General features: G+C 72.0%; 23 protein-coding genes. 17 read left to right on the top strand and 6 right to left on the bottom strand.

What is annotated here, in order from left to right; translation table 11 throughout:
• Positions 1-114 precede the first annotated feature (114 nt).
• The 3 genes from BKA18_RS22850 to BKA18_RS22840 all read left to right on the top strand — a co-directional run bounded on the left by BKA18_RS22850 (position 115) and on the right by BKA18_RS22840 (position 4003).
• Entirely contained in the window at positions 115-552 is a 438-nt protein-coding gene (locus BKA18_RS22850; RefSeq protein WP_366044403.1) for a gamma-glutamylcyclotransferase family protein, read from the top strand.
• A gap of 336 nt (positions 553-888) precedes the next feature.
• Positions 889-1710, top strand: a complete 822-nt coding sequence (locus BKA18_RS22845) for a purine-nucleoside phosphorylase (RefSeq protein WP_093484842.1) — start codon at positions 889-891, stop codon at positions 1708-1710.
• A 607-nt stretch (positions 1711-2317) separates the two neighbouring features.
• Complete coding sequence (locus BKA18_RS22840) at positions 2318-4003, top strand: phospho-sugar mutase (RefSeq protein ID WP_366044404.1); 1686 nt, start codon at positions 2318-2320, stop codon at positions 4001-4003.
• A 419-nt stretch (positions 4004-4422) separates the two neighbouring features.
• Here BKA18_RS22840 and BKA18_RS22835 read toward each other — a convergent pair whose 3' ends face one another.
• Positions 4423-5052, bottom strand: coding sequence for a PH domain-containing protein (locus BKA18_RS22835; RefSeq protein WP_366044405.1), 630 nt, complete (start codon positions 5050-5052; stop codon positions 4423-4425).
• 213 nt (positions 5053-5265) lie between these two features.
• On the opposite strand from BKA18_RS22835, the gene deoC reads away from it, so the two are divergent.
• The 7 genes from deoC (at position 5266) to BKA18_RS22800 (ending at position 11604) form a co-directional block, all read left to right on the top strand.
• Entirely contained in the window at positions 5266-6261 is a 996-nt protein-coding gene (gene deoC, locus BKA18_RS22830) for a deoxyribose-phosphate aldolase (protein WP_208859162.1), read from the top strand.
• 7 nt (positions 6262-6268) lie between these two features.
• Positions 6269-7720, top strand: a complete 1452-nt coding sequence (locus BKA18_RS22825) for an aldehyde dehydrogenase family protein (protein ID WP_366044406.1) — start codon at positions 6269-6271, stop codon at positions 7718-7720.
• Entirely contained in the window at positions 7720-8586 is an 867-nt protein-coding gene (locus BKA18_RS22820; RefSeq protein WP_366044407.1) for an aldehyde dehydrogenase family protein, read from the top strand. Before BKA18_RS22825 ends, BKA18_RS22820 begins: the two co-directional genes overlap by 1 nt.
• Positions 8587-8725: 139 nt before the next feature.
• A complete protein-coding gene (locus tag BKA18_RS22815) occupies positions 8726-9061 on the top strand; it encodes a DUF2563 family protein (RefSeq protein WP_366044408.1) in 336 nt (111 codons plus the stop codon).
• Complete coding sequence (locus BKA18_RS22810) at positions 9058-10200, top strand: WXG100 family type VII secretion target (RefSeq protein WP_366044409.1); 1143 nt, start codon at positions 9058-9060, stop codon at positions 10198-10200. The genes BKA18_RS22815 and BKA18_RS22810 overlap by 4 nt, the downstream gene beginning before the upstream one ends.
• Before the next feature lie 32 nt (positions 10201-10232).
• Complete coding sequence (locus BKA18_RS22805) at positions 10233-10904, top strand: hypothetical protein (RefSeq protein WP_366044410.1); 672 nt, start codon at positions 10233-10235, stop codon at positions 10902-10904.
• Positions 10905-10908: 4 nt separating this feature from the next.
• Entirely contained in the window at positions 10909-11604 is a 696-nt protein-coding gene (locus BKA18_RS22800; protein WP_366044411.1) for a hypothetical protein, read from the top strand.
• Between the two features lie 81 nt (positions 11605-11685).
• Here the strand turns inward: BKA18_RS22800 and BKA18_RS22795 are convergent, their stop codons facing one another.
• Entirely contained in the window at positions 11686-12090 is a 405-nt protein-coding gene (locus tag BKA18_RS22795) for a hypothetical protein (RefSeq protein ID WP_366044412.1), read from the bottom strand.
• A gap of 244 nt (positions 12091-12334) precedes the next feature.
• On the opposite strand from BKA18_RS22795, the gene BKA18_RS22790 reads away from it, so the two are divergent.
• Positions 12335-12937, top strand: a complete 603-nt coding sequence (locus BKA18_RS22790; RefSeq protein WP_366044531.1) for an ATP-binding protein — start codon at positions 12335-12337, stop codon at positions 12935-12937.
• 257 nt (positions 12938-13194) lie between these two features.
• Here the strand turns inward: BKA18_RS22790 and BKA18_RS22785 are convergent, their stop codons facing one another.
• Positions 13195-13992 carry a SigE family RNA polymerase sigma factor gene (locus BKA18_RS22785; protein WP_366044413.1) on the bottom strand — a complete coding sequence of 266 codons (798 nt, stop codon included), beginning with the start codon at positions 13990-13992 and terminating at the stop codon, positions 13195-13197.
• Positions 13993-14217: 225 nt separating this feature from the next.
• Here BKA18_RS22785 and afsQ1 point away from each other — a divergent pair, with 225 nt between their 5' ends.
• From afsQ1 to BKA18_RS22760, 5 genes are all read left to right on the top strand, one after another.
• Positions 14218-14895 (top strand): two-component system response regulator AfsQ1, encoded by a 678-nt coding sequence (gene afsQ1 / locus BKA18_RS22780; RefSeq protein ID WP_026169550.1) that lies wholly within the window; start codon positions 14218-14220, stop codon positions 14893-14895.
• The gene (locus BKA18_RS22775; protein ID WP_429638540.1) at positions 14793-16676 is read left to right on the top strand and encodes an ATP-binding protein; all 1884 of its coding nucleotides are present in this window, start codon (positions 14793-14795) and stop codon (positions 16674-16676) included. Before afsQ1 ends, BKA18_RS22775 begins: the two co-directional genes overlap by 103 nt.
• Positions 16673-17299, top strand: a complete 627-nt coding sequence (locus BKA18_RS22770) for a hypothetical protein (RefSeq protein ID WP_366044414.1) — start codon at positions 16673-16675, stop codon at positions 17297-17299. Before BKA18_RS22775 ends, BKA18_RS22770 begins: the two co-directional genes overlap by 4 nt.
• 65 nt (positions 17300-17364) lie before the next feature.
• Complete coding sequence (locus BKA18_RS22765) at positions 17365-17919, top strand: VanZ family protein (RefSeq protein ID WP_366044415.1); 555 nt, start codon at positions 17365-17367, stop codon at positions 17917-17919.
• Between the two features lie 45 nt (positions 17920-17964).
• Positions 17965-18174 (top strand): PspC domain-containing protein, encoded by a 210-nt coding sequence (locus tag BKA18_RS22760; protein ID WP_147247559.1) that lies wholly within the window; start codon positions 17965-17967, stop codon positions 18172-18174.
• 151 nt (positions 18175-18325) lie between these two features.
• On the opposite strand, the gene BKA18_RS22755 is transcribed toward BKA18_RS22760, so the two are convergent.
• Positions 18326-18610 carry a hypothetical protein gene (locus BKA18_RS22755; protein ID WP_006603571.1) on the bottom strand — a complete coding sequence of 95 codons (285 nt, stop codon included), beginning with the start codon at positions 18608-18610 and terminating at the stop codon, positions 18326-18328.
• Between the two features lie 142 nt (positions 18611-18752).
• Complete coding sequence (locus tag BKA18_RS22750) at positions 18753-19913, bottom strand: adenosine deaminase (RefSeq protein WP_366044416.1); 1161 nt, start codon at positions 19911-19913, stop codon at positions 18753-18755.
• Between the two features lie 103 nt (positions 19914-20016).
• Between BKA18_RS22750 and BKA18_RS22745 the strand changes: the two genes are divergently transcribed.
• Complete coding sequence (locus BKA18_RS22745; RefSeq protein WP_366044418.1) at positions 20017-20823, top strand: alpha/beta fold hydrolase; 807 nt, start codon at positions 20017-20019, stop codon at positions 20821-20823.
• A gap of 64 nt (positions 20824-20887) precedes the next feature.
• Here the strand turns inward: BKA18_RS22745 and BKA18_RS22740 are convergent, their stop codons facing one another.
• Complete coding sequence (locus tag BKA18_RS22740; RefSeq protein ID WP_006603574.1) at positions 20888-21868, bottom strand: LysR family transcriptional regulator; 981 nt, start codon at positions 21866-21868, stop codon at positions 20888-20890.
• Positions 21869-21927 lie beyond the last annotated feature (59 nt).

Below are 21927 nucleotides of genomic sequence, written 5' to 3'. Positions count from 1 at the left end.
CACGCCCGGGGGCGCACTGCCGCGCTGACCGGCAGCGGGACGCGCCGACCGGGCACGTGGTGCGAACCTCCGGCACCACGAGTCCGGCGGGCAACCTCCCGTACCCTCGGAACCATGTCGCTCTACGCCGCCTACGCCGGCAACCTCGACGCGCGGCTGATGTCCCGCCGCGCACCGCACTCGCCGCTGCGCGGCACCGGCTGGCTCAACGGCTGGCGGCTGACCTTCGGTGGCGAGCAGATGGGCTGGGAAGGCGCACTGGCGACGATCGTCGAGGCCCCCGCCTCCCAGGTCTTCGTCGCGCTCTACGACATCGCGCCCATGGACGAGGAGTCCATGGACCGCTGGGAGGGCGTCGGCATGGACGTCTACCGCCGGATGCGGGTGCGGGTGCACACCCTCGACGGCGACGAGCCGGCGTGGCTCTACGTCCTCAACGGCTACGAGGGCGGTCTGCCGTCGGCCCGCTACCTGGGCGAGATCGCCGACGCCGCAGAATCGGCCGGCGCCCCCCACGACTATGTGATGGAGCTGCGGAAGCGGCCTTGTTGAGAGGTGGGCTTCGGCGTCGGGGTGGGGGCGCGGCTTTGGGGGCGCGGCTTTGGGGGCGCGGCTTTGGGGGCGCGGCTTTGGGGAGCGGGTCGTGGCTGAGGGCGGGTGTCGGGGATGGGCTCATTGGCGCGAGCCGGGGGCAGATGCCGGTGGCGGGACCGGTGTCGCTGACGCCAGGTGTCACTGACGGGCCGGGCATAGGGACAGGTCGGCGCCCGTGTGGGGGTACGGCGACGCGCCCGGGCAAGCGTTTGGCGTAAACCACAAGACAACGATCTCAGCACCGTGGGCAGCAACATCTACGCGCGTAGGGGAATAGCGGTTACCCTCGTCCGCGTGAACGCATCTGTTACTCCGGACATCGCGCGCGACCCGCAGGGTGCCGCCGCCGACGCCGCCGCCCGTCTGCGCGAGCTGACCGGCGCCGAGACCCATGACGTCGCCCTGGTGATGGGCTCGGGCTGGGCACCGGCCGCCGAGGCCCTGGGCGCGCCCGAGCACGAATTCCCCGTCACCGAGCTGCCCGGCTTCCCGCCGCCGGCCGTCGCCGGACACGGCGGCAAGATCCGCTCGTACCGGGTGGGCGAGAAGCGGGCGCTGGTCTTCCTGGGCCGTACGCACTACTACGAGGGCCGCGGCGTCGCCGCGGTCGCGCACGGCGTACGCACCGCCGTCGCGGCCGGCTGCAAGACCGTCGTACTCACCAACGGGTGCGGCGGCCTGCGCGAGGGCATGCGCCCCGGCCAGCCGGTCCTCATCAGCGACCACCTGAACCTGACCGCCACCTCCCCGATCATCGGCGCCAACTTCGTCGACCTGACCGATCTGTACTCGCCGCGGCTGCGCGCGCTGTGCAAGGAGATCGACCCGAGCCTGGAAGAGGGCGTCTACGCCCAGTTCCCCGGCCCGCACTACGAGACCCCGGCCGAGATCAAGATGATCCGGACGCTGGGCGCCGACCTGGTCGGGATGTCCACCGTCCTGGAGGCCATCGCGGCACGCGAGGCGGGCGCCGAGGTGCTCGGCCTGTCGCTGGTGACGAACCTCGCCGCCGGCATGACGGGAGAGCCGCTGAACCACGAAGAGGTGCTGCAGGCCGGCCGCGACTCGGCGACCCGGATGGGCACGCTGCTCGGTCAGGTCCTCAGCAAGATCTAGCGAGGCGGTCCGGTCCGGCGGAGGCCGGTTCCCTCCAGCGGACCGGACTGATCGGGCAGAGCGCGGCCCGGCCCGCGGTCTGAATCCGCCCCGCATGGTCCGGGTCCGGCCGAGCGCGGTCCGGCCGAGCGCGGTCCGACCGGCACGGAGCGGATCTTGCCTCGGCCCGAGCCCGGTCCGGTCCGGTCAAGCGCGGCCCGACCGGCCGACCGCCGTCCGGTCCATCCGAGCTCGCTCCGGCCAAGCACGGTCCGACCGAGCCCGGTCTGGCCCGGCCTCCGAGGCTGGCCAGGCCTGACCCGATCGGCCCGACCTCACCCGACCGAGCACGTCCCGACCGAGCGCGCCCCCGAGCCTCTCGCGCCGCCTCCTCCTCTCCCCCGGCAACGATTACGGAGAGTAATTCGTTCCTCACTTGATTACATTCTGTGACGGAGGCAGGGTGGCGTCAAGGCCGGGTGGGGCGTGGGCCGGCCGTGGCCGGATGGCGTCGTTCGCACCCCACGCGGGGTAAGGGGTACGAGCCGGGCGCGCACCGCGCAGGCGCCCGGCCGCCCGCAGGCCCCCGTACGCAACCCCACCACGCACCCACCGTCAGGAGCATCACGTGGCTACCGATCCCGCGGAGCTGATCAACCGGGCCAAGGCATGGCTGGCCGAGGACCCGGACCCGGAGACCCGGGGCGAGCTGGCCAAGCTCATCGAGGCCGAGGACACCGACGAGCTGGCCGCCCGGTTCGCCGGCACCCTCCAGTTCGGCACCGCCGGGCTGCGCGGTGAGCTGGGCGCGGGCCCGATGCGGATGAACCGCTCCGTGGTCATCCGGGCCGCGGCCGGCCTCGCCGCGTACCTCAAGGCGCAGGGCGAGGGCTCCGGGCTGGTCGTCATCGGCTACGACGCGCGCCACAAGAGCGCCGACTTCGCCCGTGACACGGCTGCCGTGATGGTGGGCGCGGGCCTGCGCGCCGCGCTGCTGCCGCGCCCGCTGCCCACCCCCGTCCTGGCCTTCGCGATAAGGCATCTGGGTGCGGTCGCCGGTGTGGAGGTCACCGCCAGCCACAACCCGCCGCGCGACAACGGCTACAAGGTCTATCTGGGCGACGGCTCGCAGATCGTGCCGCCCGCGGACGCCGGGATCGCCGCCGAGATCGCCGCGGTCGGCCCGCTGGACGGCGTGCCGCGCCCGGAGGCCGGCTGGGAGACCCTCGACGAGGCGGTCCTGACCGCCTATCTGGAGCGTACGGACGCGGTGCTGACGCCCGGGTCCCCCCGGGACACCAGGGTCGTCTACACGCCGATGCACGGCGTCGGCCGGGACACCCTCGTCGCCGCCTTCGCCCGGGCCGGGTTCCCGGCCCCGGTGGTCGTCGCGGAACAGGCCGAGCCGGACCCGGACTTCCCGACCGTCGCCTTCCCCAATCCGGAGGAGCCGGGCGCGATGGACCTCGCGTTCGCCGCCGCCCGGGCGGCGGGCGCGGACATCGACATCGTGATCGCCAACGACCCCGACGCGGACCGCTGTGCCGTCGCCGTCCCCGCCCCCGGCACCCCGGAGGGCTGGCGGATGCTGCGCGGCGACGAGGTCGGTGCGCTGCTCGCCGCCCATCTGGTGCGCAAGCAGGCGTCCGGCACCTTCGCGACGACCATCGTCTCCTCGCAGTTGCTGTCCCGGATCGCGGCCGCCTCGGCGCTCCCGTACGAGGAGACGCTGACCGGCTTCAAGTGGCTGGCGCGGGTGGACGGTCTGCGGTACGCGTTCGAAGAGGCGCTGGGCTACTGCGTCGACCCGGAGGGCGTCCGTGACAAGGACGGCATCACCGCGGCGCTGCTGATCACCGAGTTGGCCGCGGAGCTCAAGCAGGCCGGGCGCACGCTGACGGATCTGCTCGACGACCTGGCGCGGGAGTTCGGGCTGCACGCCACCGACCAGCTCTCGGTGCGGGTGGAGGACCTCTCGCTGATCGCCGATGCGATGCGCAGGCTGCGGGAGCAGCCGCCGACCGTACTGGCGGGCCTGGCCGTGTCCCGCGCCGACGATCTGACCCAGGGCACGGAGACACTGCCGCCGACCGACGGGCTGCGCTACTACCTGGCCGGCTCGCCGGAGGCGGGCATCGAGTCCGCCCGTGTCGTGGTCCGTCCCAGTGGCACCGAGCCCAAGCTCAAGTGCTACCTGGAGGTCGTGGTCCCGGTGACCTCGCCCGAGGCGCTGCCCGAGGCCCGGACGACGGCCACGGCGGCACTGGCGGCCGTCAAGCGGGATGTGTCGGCGGCGGCGGGAATCGACGCCTGACGCACGGTGGGGACACGCCCGACGCACGCTTGATGCGCGGTTCCATCCGGGGTTGACGCACGGTCGACTGGCCTCCGCCGGTGGGGTCCCGGACGGTGGGGTCCCCGTGGGTGGGGTCCTCGCCGGTGGGGTCCCCCGTCGTTGGGCCCTCCGCCGGTGGGTTCCCCGTCGTTGGGGTCCCCGCCGGTGGGTTCCCCGTCGGTGGGTTCCCCGTCGGCCGGGCCACCCGGTCCGTATCCCCCGGCCCGTATCGCCCGTCCCGGCGACCGGTCCCGGCGACCGCCCCACCCAGCCACCACAGGCAGTGGCCCCCGTCTCCGCGACGGGGGCCACTGCCGTGTCCCGGCCTACGGCATGCGCGGTGAACGACATACCGGCCTGCCTCAGAGCACGAGCCCCAAAAGGCGCCCCACGCCCCCTCAGACCGCGATCATCACCGCAAGCCCCACCGCCCCCACCGCAATCGGCACGAGGACCGGATACGACCACCGCACCACCGGCTCGCCCTGGGTCTGGCCGCTCTCGCCGTGCGCGACGCGCTCCTGGACCTCGCGCAGTTCGTCCAGGGCCTGGTCGGCCATGGCGCGCGGGGCGGGGCCGGCGTCGGCGTGCGGGCCGAAGCGGGGGTGGGGCGCGGTGCCGCGCGTCGCCTGCCGGCCGGCTTTCTTGCGCTGGCGCAGGGAGACGGGGATGGCCCACATCTGGTAGGTGCCGTCGCCGGTGACCACTTCGGTGGAGTAGCCCGCCCGCAGGCCCTCCACGGCGTCCCAGGGCAGCGTGATCGTACGGAACGGGTTGCGCACCGTCAGCCGGTCCTCGCCCGCCCTGACCAGGGGGCGCAGGGTGAAGGCGGTCACCAGCGGCACGCCGAGGAGGAGGGCGAAGAGCGCCGTGAGCCGGGTGTGGGCGTCGCCGCGGAGCAGTGCGTCGCCGCCGAGCCAGAGGCCGAGCAGGAGGAGCAGTGCGCCGCCGGCGAGGGCCGCGGGCGAGCGGTAGCTGCGCTCCGCGTACTGCTGTTGCGGCGGGGTGGACCGGTCCTGGCTCGTCATGCCGCCGATTCTGCCCGACCGTCCGGATGCCGGACATTGCGGTACGGCATCATTCGGGGGCGTGCGGCGGAGGTGTCCGGGCCCTGGTGGCGGCCGGTTCCGGTGCCCGGCACCAGGCACCTCGGTTCCTTGCGCCCGCGCGCACCGGCCGGATTCGGACTGTCCAGGGGGATGACATGGCGCTACGCGCGTAGATATGCTCCCCTCGTGACCATGCCCATCACTGTTCCCGCATACGGCAAGGAAGCCGCGGGGCGTCTGGCGTCAATGGCGGACGTGACCGCCGACGACGGTGCGCTGCGCCGCTTCCTCCACGGCCTCCCGGGGGTCGACGCGGTCGGCCTCGAGGCCCGCGCCGCCACCCTCGGTACCCGCTCGATCAAGACGACGGCGAAGGCGTACGCCATCGATCTCGCCCTCTCGATGATCGACCTGACGACGCTCGAAGGCGCGGACACCCCGGGGAAGGTCCGGGCGCTGTGCGCCAAGGGCATCCACCCCGACCCCACCGACCGCAGCTGCCCCAAGGTCGCGGCGATCTGCGTCTACCCGGACATGGTCGCGACGGCCAAGGAGGCGCTCGGCGGCTCGGGGATCCACGTCGCGTCCGTCGCCACCGCCTTCCCGGCGGGCCGGGCGGCGCTGCCGGTCAAGCTCGCCGACACCCGGGACGCGGTGGCGGCCGGCGCCGACGAGATCGACATGGTGATCGACCGGGGCGCCTTCCTCTCCGGCCGTTACATGGACGTCTTCGAGGAGATCAAGGCCGTCAAGGAGGCGTGCGCGCGTCCCGATGGCAGCAAGGCCCACCTCAAGGTCATCTTCGAGACCGGTGAGCTCCAGACGTACGACAACGTCCGCCGGGTGTCCTGGCTGGCGATGCTCGCGGGTGCGGACTTCATCAAGACCTCGACGGGGAAGGTGGCGGTCAACGCCACCCCGCCGGTCACCCTCCTGATGCTGGAGGCGGTCCGCGACTTCCACGCCGCGACCGGTGTCCAGGTCGGGGTGAAGCCGGCCGGCGGTATCCGTACGACCAAGGACGCGATCAAGTACCTGGTGATGGTCAACGAGACGCTGGGCGAGCCCTGGCTGACCGCCGACTGGTTCCGCTTCGGTGCCTCCAGCCTCCTCAACGACCTGCTGATGCAGCGCCAGAAGCTCAGCACCGGCCGCTACTCCGGCCCCGACTACGTCACGGTGGACTGAGGCTCCCATGACCTTCGATTACGCACCCGCACCCGAGTCCCGCGCGGTCGTCGACATCGCGCCGTCCTACGGCCTGTTCGTCGACGGCGAGTTCGCCCCGGCCCATGACGGCAAGGTCTTCAAGACCGTCTCCCCGTCGACGGAGGAGGTCCTCTCCGAGGTCGCCCAGGCGAGCGCCGAGGACGTCGACCGTGCCGTGAAGGCCGCCCGCAAGGCCTTCGAGAAGTGGTCGGCGCTGCCCGGCGCCGAGCGGGCCAAGTACCTGTTCCGGATCGCCCGGATCATCCAGGAGCGCTCCCGCGAGCTGGCCGTGCTGGAGTCGCTGGACAACGGCAAGCCGATCCGGGAGTCCCGGGACGCCGATCTGCCGCTGGTCGCCGCGCACTTCTTCTACTACGCGGGCTGGGCCGACAAGCTCGACCACGCGGGCTACGGCGCGAACCCCCGCCCCCTGGGCGTCGCCGGTCAGGTCATCCCGTGGAACTTCCCGCTGCTGATGCTGGCGTGGAAGATCGCTCCGGCGCTGGCGACCGGCAACACGGTCGTCCTCAAGCCCGCCGAGACGACGCCGCTGTCCGCGCTGTTCTTCGCGGACATCTGCCGGCAGGCGGGCCTGCCGAAGGGTGTCGTCAACATCCTGACGGGAGACGGTTCCACGGGTGCCGCGCTGGTCGCGCACCCGGACGTCGACAAGGTCGCCTTCACCGGCTCCACCGAGGTCGGCAAGGCCATCGCCCGTACGGTCGCCGGCAGCGACAAGAAGGTGACCCTGGAGCTGGGCGGCAAGGCGGCGAACATCGTCTTCGACGACGCGCCGCTCGACCAGGCCGTCGAGGGCATCGTCAACGGCATCTTCTTCAACCAGGGCCAGGTGTGCTGTGCGGGCTCGCGGCTGCTGGTCCAGGAGTCGGTGGCCGAGGAGCTGCTGGAGGCCCTGAAGCGCCGGATGCAGACCCTGCGCGTGGGCGACCCGCTCGACAAGAACACCGACGTCGGTGCGATCAACTCCGCGGAGCAGCTGGCCCGGATCACCGCGCTGGCCGACGCGGGCGAGGCCGAGGGCGCCGAGCGCTGGTCGCCGTCGTGTGAGCTGCCCACCACCGGCTACTGGTTCGCCCCGACGCTGTTCACCGGCGTCACCCAGGCGCACCGCATCGCCCGTGAGGAGATCTTCGGCCCGGTGCTGTCGGTGCTGACGTTCCGCACGCCCGCGGAGGCCGTGGAGAAGGCGAACAACACCCCGTACGGCCTGTCCGCGGGCATCTGGACGGAGAAGGGCTCGCGGATGCTGTGGATGGCGAACAAGCTGCGTGCGGGCGTCATCTGGTCCAACACGTTCAACAAGTTCGACCCGGCCTCGCCGTTCGGCGGCTACCAGGAGTCGGGCTTCGGCCGCGAGGGCGGCCGGCACGGTCTGGAGGCGTACCTCGCCCCGTCGAGCCCGGAGGGCGCGCGCTGATGAACACTGTTGACCGCTTGAGTGTGCTCAAGACCTACAAGCTGTACGTCGGGGGGAAGTTCCCCCGGTCCGAGAGCGGGCGGGTGTACGAGGTGACCGACTCCAAGGGCACATGGCTCGCCAATGCGCCGCTGGCCTCCCGCAAGGATGCCCGGGACGCGGTGGTCGCCGCCCGTAAGGCGTTCGGCGGCTGGTCGGGTGCCACGGCCTACAACCGCGGGCAGATCCTCTACCGCGTCGCCGAGATGCTGGAGGGCCGCCGCGACCAGTTCGTGGCGGAGGTGGCGGCGGCCGAGGGGCTGTCGAAGGCGAAGGCCACGGCGCAGGTGGACGCGGCGATCGACCGCTGGGTCTGGTATGCGGGCTGGTCCGACAAGGTCGCCCAGATCGCGGGCGGCGCCAACCCGGTGGCTGGCCCGTACTTCAACCTGTCCGCCCCCGAGCCGACCGGTGTGGTCGCCGTCGTGGCGCCGCAGGACTCGTCGTTCCTGGGCCTGGTGTCGGTGATCGCCCCGGCGATCGTCACGGGTAACACGGTGGTCGTGGTGGCCGCCGAGGGCGCCCCGCTGCCCGCCCTCTCCCTGGCCGAGGTGCTCGCCACGTCCGACCTCCCCGGCGGTGTGGTCAACATCCTCTCGGGCCGTACGGCGGAGATCGCCGCGCCGCTCGCCGCGCATCAGGACGTCAACGCCCTCGATCTCGCGGGCGCCGGCGAGGAGCTGGCGAAGGAGCTGGAGGTGGCCGCGGCCGACAACCTCAAGCGGGTGCTGCGTCCGGCGCCGGTGAACTGGTCCGCGGACCCCGGCACCGGCCGGCTGATGAGCTTCCTGGAGACGAAGACGGTGTGGCATCCGATGGGCGTTTAGGCCTGCTCTGGCGGCCTTATGACGTGCCGTCACAAATGCCCGTGCGGGGCCTTGCCGTTTGGCGGGGCCCCGCATTTCTGTCCGAACCTTTAACTACGATTGACTTGACAGCACGACGACAACATTTCGGGGGAGATCCGTGCCGGAGCAATTCAGTGCTGCTCAGGAAGCGTTGCACAAGTTCGCCAAGAGCTCCGACCAGCGGGCGGAGAAGCTGCGGGCGATCCGCAGCAAGCTCGCCTCGCACGAGCTCAGCAAGGAGGCCTTCGGGAAGCTCCCGGAGTCCGATGAGCTCTACCAGGCCTACGACGAACAGGGCGAGCACTGCCTGGACACGCTCGACGCCGCGGCCACGCTGGAGGAGAAGATCAGCGAGGGCGTCACGGAGACGGCGCGTGCCTACCAGTCCGACGAGGACGCGACGGCCGCGTCGATGCGGCAGATCCACTCGGGCGGGCAGGGGGACATGCGATGAGCGGTCCGGTATCGGGGGCGCTGGGCGCCTACAACAAGGTCAACGACTGGATGAGCGGTTTCGACTCCACCGTCGACAGCATCATGCGTCCGCTCGTCGAACCGCTCGCCGAGCACCTGGAGGCGGTGACCGGTGATGACGAAGGCATCCAGGCAACCGCCAAGCTGTGGCGCGACCAGGCGGCCGAGCTGCGTGATCTGATCGCGGACCAGCGGCGCGACCGCGCGGACCTCGCACACGAGTGGACCGGCGAGGCCGCCGAGGCGTTCCAAGGGCACCTCGCCGAGCTGGAAACCGCCCTGGAGGCGGAAGCCGAGGACATGGACGCGGTGGCCGGCGTCCTGGAACAGGCCGGCGCACAGGCGAAGATGGCCGAGCAGGTCGTCGAGACGCTCATTCGTGAGCTGATCGAATGGGCCATCATCGAACTCGCGGTGGCCCTGGCCACCTCGATCGTCACCGCCGGGGTCTCGGCCGCTGCCGCCGCGGCGGCAGCGGCGGCCGAGGCCAGTTTCGTGTCGGCGCGCATCGCGCGGGTGCTGGCCGAACTGGCAAAGGAACTCAAGGCCTTCGTCAACATCATCAAGCTGCTGAAAAAAGCCAAGAAGATGTCGAAGGTCAAGAAGCTCAAGCCCTGGACCTGGAAGCACCTCAAGGACCCGGTCGAGGCCGAGAAGTTCGCGAAGGCGCTGGCCGCCAAGAAGGCGCTGAAGGTCATCAAGACGCCGATGAAGGGGGCCGTGGGGCTCGGGATGGGCGCCCTCGGCTTCTCCGGCGACCCGACCCAGGCGGTCTCGCCCATCGTTCAGCACGAGGCCGACGAGCTCGACAAAGCACTGAGCGGCAAGGATTCCCACGACAGTGCCGGCAGCGGCAGGCACGGCAGCCCCCACCTGCCCCCGGCCTCCGACTTCGAGGCGCCGCCCGTCGCCCAGGACCCCGTCGGCCGCTACCGCGAACCCGCGGTCGGCGGCCATCAGAATCCGCCACCGCCCACGGGCCTCCCCGCCGACCCCACGCCGGTCGCCCAGGACCCGCTGAGCCGCTACCGCGAACCCGCCGTCGAGCAGGATCCCCGCCTGGTCACCCGCCCGGCCGCCGCCCAACAGCCGCGCGATCCCGACAATCCGTTCGGCTGACGGCGGATGCACCACGAAGGAGGCCGCGCCGAATGAGGCCGGACTACCGCGACTGTTTCCGGCCCTTTCTCCAGCCAGGGGAAAGGCTGATCGCCGCCTCGGACTACTGGGGAAACTCGGCGCTGCCCTCCGTCCCCCCGCAGCTGCGCACGCCCCGCACCCCGCCCCCGCCGTCAGCGCTCGAACAGCGGGTGCGGGGCGCGCTGGGGAGCGTTCTGGGCAAGGTGAGCCGTCCGCTGGAGGCCCTGGGCAGCAGCCGGGTGACCGACAACCCGTTGATCCGGGCCGTCGACCGCGTAAGCGACCGGGTCGAGAATGCCGCGATCGACCTGGAGCACGTCGCCGACCGGGCAACCGAGCGGGCGATCTGGGGCACCGTCATGGACGGCGGCTGGCACAGTATCGCCGGGCGCTTCCTGGCCGATCTGACCAACGCGGGCGGCGAGCCCGAGCGTCAGGCGCTGACCGACCGCCGGCTGATCGTTCTCGTGGACCGCAACACAAGCTGGCGGAACCCCGCCCCGCAGTGGGATTTCGGAGCAGCGGTGCCCCGTACGGACATCGCCGGGATGACGGCGCATCCGAAGACCATCAGCAAGGGGCGGTTCGACGTCGCCTTCGCCGACGGATCGTGGATCGCCCTGGGCAGCCTGTCGCGCGAGCGCATGGAGGGGTTCGTCGCCGCCTGGAACCGAGGAGAATGACCGTATGCCGAAGATCGACCATGTCACCCCCTGCCGCCGGTTCCTCCAGCCCGGCGAGGTGCTCCGGGAGGCCCGGGACTACTCCGAGTACCCCGACCTCCCGCTCGTGCCCGCCCATCTCAGGGCGCCGCGGAAGCGGTCGTCGCGCCCGAAGGGTCTCTTGGGGAAGCTGAGCGATGTACTCGACAGGGCGTCGCAGCCGTCCGTCGGGACGGCGGAGCGCCGGCCCTCCGACAGCCGCCTGCTCGACAACGGGCTGGTCGACAACCGGCTGACGCGCGCCGCCGGAAACGTGGCGGAGACCCTCAACGAGGCCCAGGAGGACATCGAGGACGCGCTCGACGACGCCGCCAACCGCGCGCTGTTCGGCAAGACCATGGAGGGCGACTGGACCAGCATGGCCGGCCGGTTCCTCGTGCAGGTCAGCAACGCGGGTGGCTCGCCCCGGCATCAGGCGCTCACCGACCGCCGGCTGTTCGTGCTGACCGACCAGGCCACGGGGTGGCGGGAGCGCGAGCCCGAGCTGGAACTCGCCGTGCAGATACAGCTCTCGAACATCGCCGAGCTGCGGCCCAGGCCGCGTATGACGTTCCCCCGTGGCCGCTTCGATCTGGTCTTCGTCGACGGCTCGTGGCTGGCGCTGAGTTGTTCGTTCCAGGAGGACATGCAGGCGATGGTCACGGCCTTCCAGGGGCGGTGACCCGGCCGGGGCCCCGGCGTTCGGGCCGGCGGCCGGGCCGGACGCCCCACGGACGCCGGGGACCGTGCCGCCCCCGCCCCCTCACCCCGGCAGCACCCTCGTCAACGTTCCGGCCAGCGGCAGGTTCCTGAGCGTGCTGCCGCTGGCGAGAGGGCCGGTCAGCACGGTGGTGCCCACCGGCTTGAAGTCGGCGACCTGGGCGCCCACGGTGTTGGTGAGCGGGTCGACGGGGGTGTTGGCCAGCGGGTCCACTTTGAAGTTCTTGACCGGGGCGACGCCGCCGGCCGCGGAGTGCAGCACCGCGCCGGTCAGCGCGGAGGCCGCGGCGCCGGTGTCGGTGCTGCGTTCGGTGGCGGAGGCGGGGGCGGCGCTCGCCGTTGCCGCACCGCCCGCCGCGATCGCCGCACCGGCCGCGGAGATCACCAGGCCGGCGCGCAGCAGGGTGCGGGGGATGCGGCTGGGCTTGGGACGTGCGTGGGAGGGCATGTGCCACCTGCCTGTGGGGTCGGAGCGGTCGAAGTGCTGTACGAGCGAGAGCGGCTCGGTAATCGGTTGACTGCGTAGCGTAGTTGAGGGGCGGGGGCCGATCCACCTCGCGCGCCAGGGGTACCCCACACGGGCCAATGCGCGACAATGGGTGCCCGTGAGCCTTCACTCCTCCTCCCGCTCCCGGTCGTCCTCCCCCAAGCTCTCGACCCCCGTCGAGCAGGGAGGCCCTCCCGCCCGGGTCGTGCTGCTGACCGGCCCCTCGGGCTCCGGCAAGTCGTCCCTGGCCGCGTGCAGTGGCCTGCCCGTCCTCACGCTCGACGACTTCTACAAGGAGGGGACGGACCCGACCCTGCCGCAACTGCCCGACGGCGGCGGCGCCGACTGGGACTCGCCGCTGTCCTGGGACGCCGAAGCCGCGCTCGCGGCCATCGAGGCGCTGTGCCGTACGGGGCGCGCCGATGTTCCGGTGTACGACATTGCGACCAGCGCCCGGGTCGGCGCGTCGGCTCTGGCCCTCGGCGGGGCGCCGCTGTTCCTCGCGGAGGGGGTCTTCGCCGCCGATGTCATCGCCCGGTGCCGGGCGGCGGGGCTGCTGGCCGATGCGCTGTGTCTGCGCGGGCGCCCGTCCACCACGTTCCGCCGCCGGCTGGCCCGGGATCTGCGCGAGGGCCGTAAGCCGGCCCCGTATCTGCTGCGCCGTGGACTGCGGCTGATGCGCAGCGAGCGGTCGATCGTCGCCCGGCTCACCGCGCTGGGCGCGCACCCCTGTGCCAAGCCGGAGGCGCTGGCTCGGATATCGGCCGCGCGGGCGGTGGACGCGGTGGGCGCGGCGGCGCGTTCCTGAGGCGCGGCTGCGTTCGGCCGGGTGCCGGGTGCCGGCTGCCGGGTGCGCCGGTCGGCTGCGGCCGTGGCCGCGTACGCATGAAGAAGCGGGTTCGGACGGCCCCCCCGGTCGTCCGAACCCGCTCTTCTTCCCCCGTGTTCCCCCGTATCCCCCGATACGTCCGGCCGTCACCGAGCGCTGAGCGCTTGGTTCGTGCCGGTTCCCCCGTTTCCCCCTCGGGCTTCCCCCCGGTCCCCCTCGGGCTTTCCCCCCGTCCTTCAGGCCACCAGCTCGCCGAAGGACTCCTCCTCGTCACGGCCGAAGCTGAGGACCTCGTCCTCGCGCAGCCGGCGCAGGGCGCGCCAGATGCTCGACTTCACCGTGCCGACACTGATGTTGAGGATGTCTGCGATCTCCGGGTCCGTACGGCCCTCGTAGTAGCGCAGCACGAGCATGGTGCGCTGGGTCTCGGGCAGCCGGACCAGCGCCTGCCACAGCACGGCGCGCAGTTCGGTGCCGCGCATCGCGTCCACGTCGCCCGCCGTCTCCGGCAGCTCCTCGGTCGGGTACTCGTTGAGCTTGCGCCGGCGCCAGGCGCTGATGTGCAGGTTGGTCATGGTGCGGCGCAGGTAGCCGCCGAGCGCCGCCTTGTCGCTGATCCGGTCCCAGGCCCGGTAGGTCGAGAACAGGGCGCTCTGCAGCAGGTCCTCGGCCTCGTAGCGGTCACCGGTCAGGTGGTAGGCGGTGGCGTACAGGGAGGCGCGGCGCTCCTGGACGTAGGCGGTGAAGGCCGCTTCGGCCTCGGCCGCCTCCGACGCGGAGCGCCGTTCCCCCGTGGCCTCCCCGTACTCCGTTCCCCCGTTGTGGGCGGCGTCTCCCGCGCGCTGCCCGTTTCCCCCGTCGAGCGTCACGGTCGTGGCGTCGATGGCCACCCGGTAGGGCGTCCGCTGGCGTCCGGGACCGCGTGTGCACGCTCCCCGCAGGGAGGTGGCCCCTGCGGACTTCTCGCTGTTCCTGACGACGTCGTGGAGTCGCGTGATAACTGCGCTGGTAGTGGTGCCGTGCAGTGTGTTCATCGCGCGCCCCCCGTCGTAGAGCCAGCTCGTTCGGTGTGTCCCGGTTGTTGATCTCTCCCGGTGCCCAAAAGACTGCCAACCCAGTTTCATCGCGTTGTCCGCCGACTGTCACAGGCCTGTCACAGGGGCCGGTGCGGCGCGTCGCCGGGGTGCGGGGGGTGCGGTCCTTGTGTACGAGAGCGCCACTGGTCGATGTCTCGGCGCCCCATGGGACAGAATGGCCGAGTGCCTTTCCTGTTGCTGATCGAGGACGACGACGCCATCCGCACGGCCCTCGAACTCTCGCTGTCCCGCCAGGGTCACCGTGTGGTGACCGCGGCGACGGGCGAGGACGGCCTGAAGCTGCTGCGTGAGCAGCGCCCGGACCTGATCGTGCTGGATGTGATGCTGCCGGGCATCGACGGCTTCGAGGTGTGCCGGCGGATCAGGCGTACGGACCAGCTGCCCATCATCCTGCTCACCGCGCGTAACGATGACATCGACGTCGTGGTGGGGCTGGAGTCGGGCGCCGACGATTATGTGGTCAAGCCGGTGCAGGGGCGGGTGCTGGACGCCCGGATCCGGGCCGTGCTGCGCCGTGGTGAGCGGGAGTCGAGCGATTCGGCGACGTTCGGCTCGCTGGTGATCGACCGCTCGGCGATGACGGTCACCAAGAACGGCGAGGATCTGCAACTGACACCGACCGAGCTGCGGTTGCTGCTGGAGCTGAGCCGCCGTCCGGGGCAGGCGCTGTCCCGCCAGCAGCTGCTGCGGCTGGTGTGGGAGCACGACTATCTCGGTGACTCGCGTCTGGTGGATGCGTGTGTGCAGCGGCTGCGGGCGAAGGTGGAGGACGTGCCGTCCTCGCCGACGCTGATCCGTACGGTCCGCGGGGTCGGCTACCGGCTGGATTCGCCGCAGTGAGGGGACGTTCCGCGAGCGGCGCCACGGAGGAGGACACCGGGGGCGGCGGCGCGCCCGCGGGCGACCGGCGGGCGCTGCGGCTGCTGCGCCGGGCGTCGGGACTGCTGCGCTGGACGAGTCTGCGGCTGCGGCTGGTGGTGGTCTTTGCGCTGGTGGCGCTGACCGCGGCGGTCTCCGCGTCCGGTATCGCGTACTGGCTCAACCGCAACACCGTGCTGGACCGCACCCAGAATGCCGTGCTGAACGACTTCCGCAAGGCGCTGGAGGACAGTACCCGCTCGCTGCCGCTGCGTCCGCGCTGTGCGGAACTCCAGGACGCGGCGCGGCAGATGGCGGCCGGGCCGCAGAATTACGCGGTGCTGCTGATCGGGGTGGACAGCAAGGGCAAGGACTGTGCGGCCACCACCGACAAGGATCTGCTGACGCTCACCACCGTGCCGGCGTCGCTGCGTACGGCGGTCAACGAGGCGCGTCCGGTCGATGAGTCCAACCGCTATGCGCACCATCTGTACTGGCAGCGCAGGGAGGTCCAGGACACCCCCTATCTGGTGGCCGGGGCGAAGGTGACCGGCGGCGGCCCCACCGGCTACATGATCAAGTCGCTGGCCTCCGAGCAGCAGGACCTCAACTCGCTGGCCTGGTCGCTGGGGATCGCGACGGCGCTGGCGCTGGTCGGCTCCGCGCTGCTGGCGCAGGCGGCGGCGACGACGGTGCTGCGGCCCGTCCAGCGGCTGGGGCATGCGGCGCGGCAGCTCGGCGAGGGGCGGCTGGACACCCGGCTGCGGGTGACCGGCACCGATGAACTCGCGGACCTTTCGCGGACGTTCAACCGGACTGCGGAGCGGCTGGAGCAGCGGGTCGAGGAGCTGAGCGGGCGGGAGGCGGCGTCGCGGCGGTTCGTCGCCGACATGTCGCACGAGCTGCGCACGCCGCTGACCGCGATCACCGCGGTCTCCGAGGTGCTGGAGGAGGAGGCCGAGTCCCTCGATCCGATGATCGCGCCCGCGGTGCAGCTGGTGGTCAGCGAGACCCGGCGGCTGAACGACCTGGTCGAGAACCTGATGGAGGTCACCCGCTTCGATGCGGGGACGGCCCGGCTGGTGCTGGACGATGTCGATGTCGCGGACCAGGTGACCGCCTGTATCGATGCCCGGGCGTGGCTGGACGCGGTCGATCTGGATGCGGACCGCGGCATCGTGGCCCGGCTGGACCCGCGGCGGCTGGATGTGATCCTGGCGAATCTGATCGGCAACGCCCTCAAGCACGGCGGCTCGCCGGTACGGGTTTCGGTACGCACCGAGGCCGCAGCGGGTGCCGGGGCGGCCGGCCGGACCGGCAGCACGGCCCTCGGCGCCGGCGATGCGGCGGGCCCTTCGGCCGGGCCGGAGGCGGACGGCGGGCCGCAGGCCGGTGCGGGCGGCGGCGGGCCGGAGCGGCCCGGGCACGGCGCGGAGGCGGGGCGGCCCGGGGGCGGGACGCTGGTGATCCGGGTACGGGATCACGGCCCCGGCATCCCGGAAGAGGTCCTTCCGCATGTCTTCGACCGCTTCTACAAGGCGAGCGCCTCCCGGCCGCGGTCGGAGGGCAGCGGTCTGGGCCTGTCGATCGCGCTGGAGAATGCGCACATCCATGGCGGGGAGATCACCGCGGCCAACCTCCCCGAGGGCGGCGCGGTCTTCACGCTGCGGCTGCCGATGGACGCCTCCCCGCTGGCGGACGGCGACCGGGAGCACGGCCGGGACGACGGCGCGGCGGACGAGGGCACGGAGGGCGACCGATGACGCCGACCAGGCGGACAGGGCGGCGCGCCGGCGCCGTGGCGGCGCTCGCGCTCGCCGTCGCGGGCTGCGGGATCCGCGGTACGTCCGTCCCCGTCGATGCGGGCGGCGCGCCCTCCCGGGTGAGCTGCAAGGCGCCGGCGGCCGGGACGGCGCCGGGCACGCCGGGCACCGCCCGGGCCACCGTCTATCTGGTGTGCGGTTCGGCGCTGGCGCAGGTGGAGCGGACGGTGACGCTGCCCAAGGGGTCGCCGGCCGCCGACCCGCGGCTATCGACCGCCCGTGCGCTGCTGACCGAGTTGCAGCGGCGGCCCTCGCCCGACGAGGAGAAGGCCGGGTTCAGCAGCGCGCTGCCGCCGCATCTGAAGGTCACGGGGCCGCGGTCCGGTGATCCGTCGGATGCGCTGCGCCTGAGCATCCGGCCGGACGATCTGCCGTCCTTCGCGCTGGCGCAGCTGGTGTGCACCTACGGCGCGAACGCGGCGCTGGGCCGTACGCATGCTGCGGTGCTGGGCGGGCCGGGCGACGATACGGCGCACCGCTTCGACTGTTCGGCGGATGTGCTGGCCAATCCGGACATTGCGGAGAACGCCGGGTGGGGGGACCCGCTGTCCGACGTGGGGTGAAGGGGCGGGCCAAGAGGGTGCAAGGGGGCGGAACCGCGGCCCCCGCTCGTGGCGTCCTGGCCTGTGTGCAGCGTCATGGCCCCGGCACCACCGCCGCCCCCCGTATGCGCGTCACCGGACTGCTTCTCCTCGTGGCGCATCTGCTGATCGTCAGCTGGCTGACGCTGCGTCCTCGTACGGTGCCGTGGGTGCCGGCCGCGAATCTGGAACCACTGGCGACGATCCGTGCCGAGCTGGCGCTCGGCCCGTCGTGGCAGGCCGTCGAGCATCTGGGCGGCTCGGTGCTGCTGCTGGCGCCGCTGGGAGTGCTGCTGCCCCTCTCGGCGGGCCGGCTGAACGTTTCGCCCCTGGTGTCGTTCGCCCGGACCACGTTCGCCGGGGCGATGATCGCGCTGGCCATCGAGCTGCTGCAGTCAGGGGTACCCGGACGGGTCCCGGACATCGACTCGGTGCTGCTGGGCGCGCTCGGGGTGGCCCTGGTGCATCTGGCGGTCGTCCCCGGGGCCCGGTACCGGCTCCGCCGCCGAGAGGAGCAGCTCAGGGGGAGGACCCCGAGGTTCCCCAGGGTCGAGGTGGCTCCGCAGGCTGATGTCCTCTCCGGCAGCCGGACCTACCGTTGAGACATCGGGGCACACGTCCCACCACGTCACAAAGGAGTCGCCGTCATGGCTGCCGCACTGGTCCGTCCCCGCAACAACCGAATGATCGCCGGAGTGTGCGCGGGCCTGGCCCAGCGCTTCGGCACGACACCGACGACGATGCGCGTGATCTTCGTGCTGTCGTGCCTGCTGCCCGGCCCGCAGTTCCTGGTCTACCTGGCGCTGTGGATACTCCTGCCCTCCGAGGACCGGGCCACCGCCGCCACCTCCTGGTGACCCGGCCGGCCGACGGCCCCGGGCCCGGCCGCCCGCCGCACCCCCGGCCCGCTCCCCCACACCACGGCAATGCCCCGGCCGTACGCACGAGGGCGTAGGACCGGGGCAGGGTGCCCTGCGCGTCCCTCAGGGGACGGGCCTGGGGGGAGGTTCAGCCGCCGAGGGGAAGGGTCTTGGTGACGGCGCTGGTCGGCAGGCCGCCCAGCAGCTTGTTGCCCTGGGAGTTCATCTTGGTCTTGACGTCGTTGCCGGCCGCCTTGGTCTTGGTGAGACCGGAGACGGTCTTGGCGGCGTCCTTCACCGGCAGGCTGTGCAGCACGCCGGTGGTGTCCCCGGCGGCGACCGCCGGGGCCGCGCTGGCGACGCCCGCGGCGGTGACGGCGAAGGCGGCGCCGAGGGCGGCGACACCGAGAGTCTTGATGGTTCCCTGCTTCATCGAATTACGTCCTCGTTGATGGGGGCTTGACCGGCCAATCAACCTACTGATGTGCCAACCGGCGCCGCAAACAGCCGCGGTGAATGGAAAAACGGCCGGTGGACAATCCACCGGCCGTTGCGCTATATGCTCACGCTTTCCCTTACGCAGGGTCAGAACCACTGCTCACACGGGTTGTTGTGCCCGCCGGGCGGAACAGCCATTCGGCCCGGAGTTCCGCATAACCGGGCTTGATGACGTCATTGATCATGGCCAGTCGTTCATCGAAAGGAATGAACGCTGATTTCATCGCATTGACTGTGAACCACTGCATGTCATCGAGCGTGTATCGAAATGTCTTGACCAGGTGCTCGAATTCGAGGGACATGTTCGTCCCGCTCATCAGCCGGTTGTCGGTGTTGACCGTGAGCCGGAACTGCAGCCGGCGCAGCAGGCCGAGGGGGTGCTCCGCGTAGGACGCGGCGGCGCCGGTCTGGAGATTGGAGGTCGGGCACATCTCCAGCGGGATGCGCTTGTCCCGTACGTACGAGGCGAGCCGGCCGAGCTTGACCGAGCCATCGTCGGCGACCTCGATGTCGTCGATGATCCGGACGCCGTGGCCGAGGCGGTCGGCGCCGCACCACTGCAGGGCCTGCCAGATGGACGGCAGGCCGAAGGCCTCACCGGCGTGGATGGTGAAGTGGTTGTTCTCCCGCTTGAGGTACTCGAAGGCGTCGAGGTGGCGGGTGGGCGGGTAGCCGGCCTCGGCGCCCGCGATGTCGAAGCCGACGACGCCGGTGTCGCGGTAGCGGTTGGCGAGTTCGGCGATCTCCAGGGCGCGGGCGGCGTGCCGCATGGCGGTCAGCAGGGCGCCGACGCGGATGCGGTGACCGTTCTCCCGGGCCCGCCGCTCGCCCTCGCGAAAGCCCTCGTTGACGGCCTCGACGACCTCTTCGAGGCTCAGGCCCTGCTCCAGGTGCTGCTCGGGCGCGTACCGGACCTCGGCGTAGACGACGCCGTCGGCCGCGAGGTCCTCGGCGCACTCGGCGGCCACCCGGGCCAGTGCATCGCGGGTCTGCATGACGGCGCAGGTGTGCGCGAAGGTCTCCAGGTAGCGCTCCAGCGAGCCGGAGTCGGCGGCCTCACGGAACCAGACCCCGAGCTTTTCCGGGTCGGTTTCGGGCAGTCCCTCGTAGCCGTTCTCGCAGGCCAGCTCGACGACGGTGGCGGGGCGCAGGCCGCCGTCGAGGTGGTCGTGGAGCAGCACCTTGGGGGCACGGCGGATCTGTTCACTGGTCGGAAGGGTGGTGGTCTCGCTCGTCATTTCGGCACTCTAGCCCCTACGCGCGTAGATATCGCCGAACGATACGTAACAGTGACCCGTCCGCAGGGTGGCGGGCACCCCACGATCTGCCATGGTTCTGGTCATGGCTCAGCAAGCACTGCCGGTGCGCGAAGCCCGGCTGGGAAAACCGCTGGGAACGAGTGGCAGGGACGGGGCGCGCGAGGTGCTCCGGAGGAGGGGTGGTGGCGGCCGGGAGGTCAGCGGGGTGGCGCTGCTGCTGCCCGGGGGCGGGCCGACGGGGGTGCGGCGGCCGTCCCCGGTGACGGCGCTGGCGATGCGCCCGCTGGCGCGCCGGCTGGCGAAGGCGGGGCGGGCCGAGGGCCTGACCGCCCATGTCGTGCGCTACCGCCACAGCGGCTGGAACGGGACCGCGGCCCATCCGGCGAACGATGCGGCCTGGGCCCTGGAGGAGGTCGTGCGCCGCTACGGCGATGTGCCGGTCTGCCTGGTGGGGACGGGCATGGGCGCCCGCGCCGCCCTGCACGCCGCCGGCCATCCGGCCGTCAACTCCGTGCTGGCGCTGGCCCCTTGGCTGCCCGATCCGCAGCAGGACCGGGCGCACCCCGATCCGGTCAAACAGCTCATCGGCCGGCAGGTCCTGCTGGTGCACGGCACCAACGACGAACGCACCGACCCCGATCTGTCCTACCGCTACGCCGAGCGCGCCAAGAAGGTCAACCGCGACACCTGCCGCTTCGAGGTGCACTCCGACGGCCACTCGCTGCACCAGCACCGCGGCGAAGTCCAGGCCCTGGCGGCCGACTTCATGCTGGGCTCGCTCTTCGCGCGGGACTTCGCCCGGCCGGTGCGGGACGCGCTGGCCGCGCCGCCGCCGCTGGGGCTGCGGATGCCGCTGGCGGCGGGCTTCGGCGCGTCGCTGCGGCACTGAGCGCCGTGCAGGCCCGCCCGCGCGCCCGTCACCCGGGCAGCAGCCACCCCGGTCGGCGCGCCCGTCACCTGGGCAGCAGTTTCCCCCGCCGGCTCAGCAGGAACTTCTTGAACGCGGCCACCGGCGGGGTGTCCGGGTGGCCCTCCAGCCAGGCGACGCCGATCTCGCGGACCGCCCGCGGCGCGGTGACGGTCAGCTCGGCCACCCCGGGCCGCGGCACGGCGGGCGGCGGCAGCAGCGCCACCCCCAGCCCCGCCGCGACCAGTCCGCGCAGCGTCTCGGCCTCCTCCCCCTCGAACGCGACCCGTGGGGTGAAGCCCGCCTCGGCGCACAGCGCATCGGTGATCCGGCGCAGCCCGTAACCCGGTTCGAGGGTCACGAACAGCTCCCCGGCGGCCTCCGCGAGCCGGACCCGCTTGCGGGCGGCCAGCGGGTGGTCGTCCGGGACGACCAGGCGCAGCTTCTGCTCGTCGAGCCGGCGGGCGACCAGGTCCGGGTAGTCGGGGACCGGCGAGGTCAGGCACAGGTCGAGGTCACCGGCGCGCAGCCGCTCGATCATCGCCTCGCCGTAGTTCTGGACGAGCTGGAAGCGCACGCGCGGGTGGTCGGCGCGGAAGCTGCGGATCAGGCCGGGCACGGTCTCCGAGCCCATGGTGTGCAGAAAGCCGAACGCCACCTTCCCGGCCGCCGGGTCGACATCGGCCCGTACGGATTCGGTCGCCCGTTCCAGGTCCGTCAGCGCCCGTTCGGTGGAGGCGAGGAAGGCGCGGCCGGCCGGGGTGAGGGAGAGGGTGCGGCCGTGCCGGGCGAAGAGGGCGACACCGAGGTCGTCCTCCAGGCGGACGAGGGCGCGGCTGAGCGTGGGCTGCGGGATGCCGAGCTCCAGCGCGGCACGGGTGACGTGTTCGTGCCGGGCGACGGCGGTGAACTGGGCGAGCCGCGGGGCGAGGACGGCGGCCCAGGAGCCGGTACCGAGCTCGGCGGCCTCCGCCTCCCCACCGCCACGAGCTGTCGTTGCGACGTCTTTTCTGTTGCGGCCTTGCAACAGAGGCTCTCCTGACCTGCGATCATGCATCACAGCATCGATTATGCCGTTTCCATGCA

The sequence above is a fragment of the Streptomyces auratus genome (genome assembly GCF_050433025.1).
Lineage (GTDB): Bacteria > Actinomycetota > Actinomycetes > Streptomycetales > Streptomycetaceae > Streptomyces > Streptomyces sioyaensis.
The sequence above is the reverse complement of the archived record's forward strand: the minus strand, read 5'-3'. Positions and strand labels throughout refer to the sequence as shown.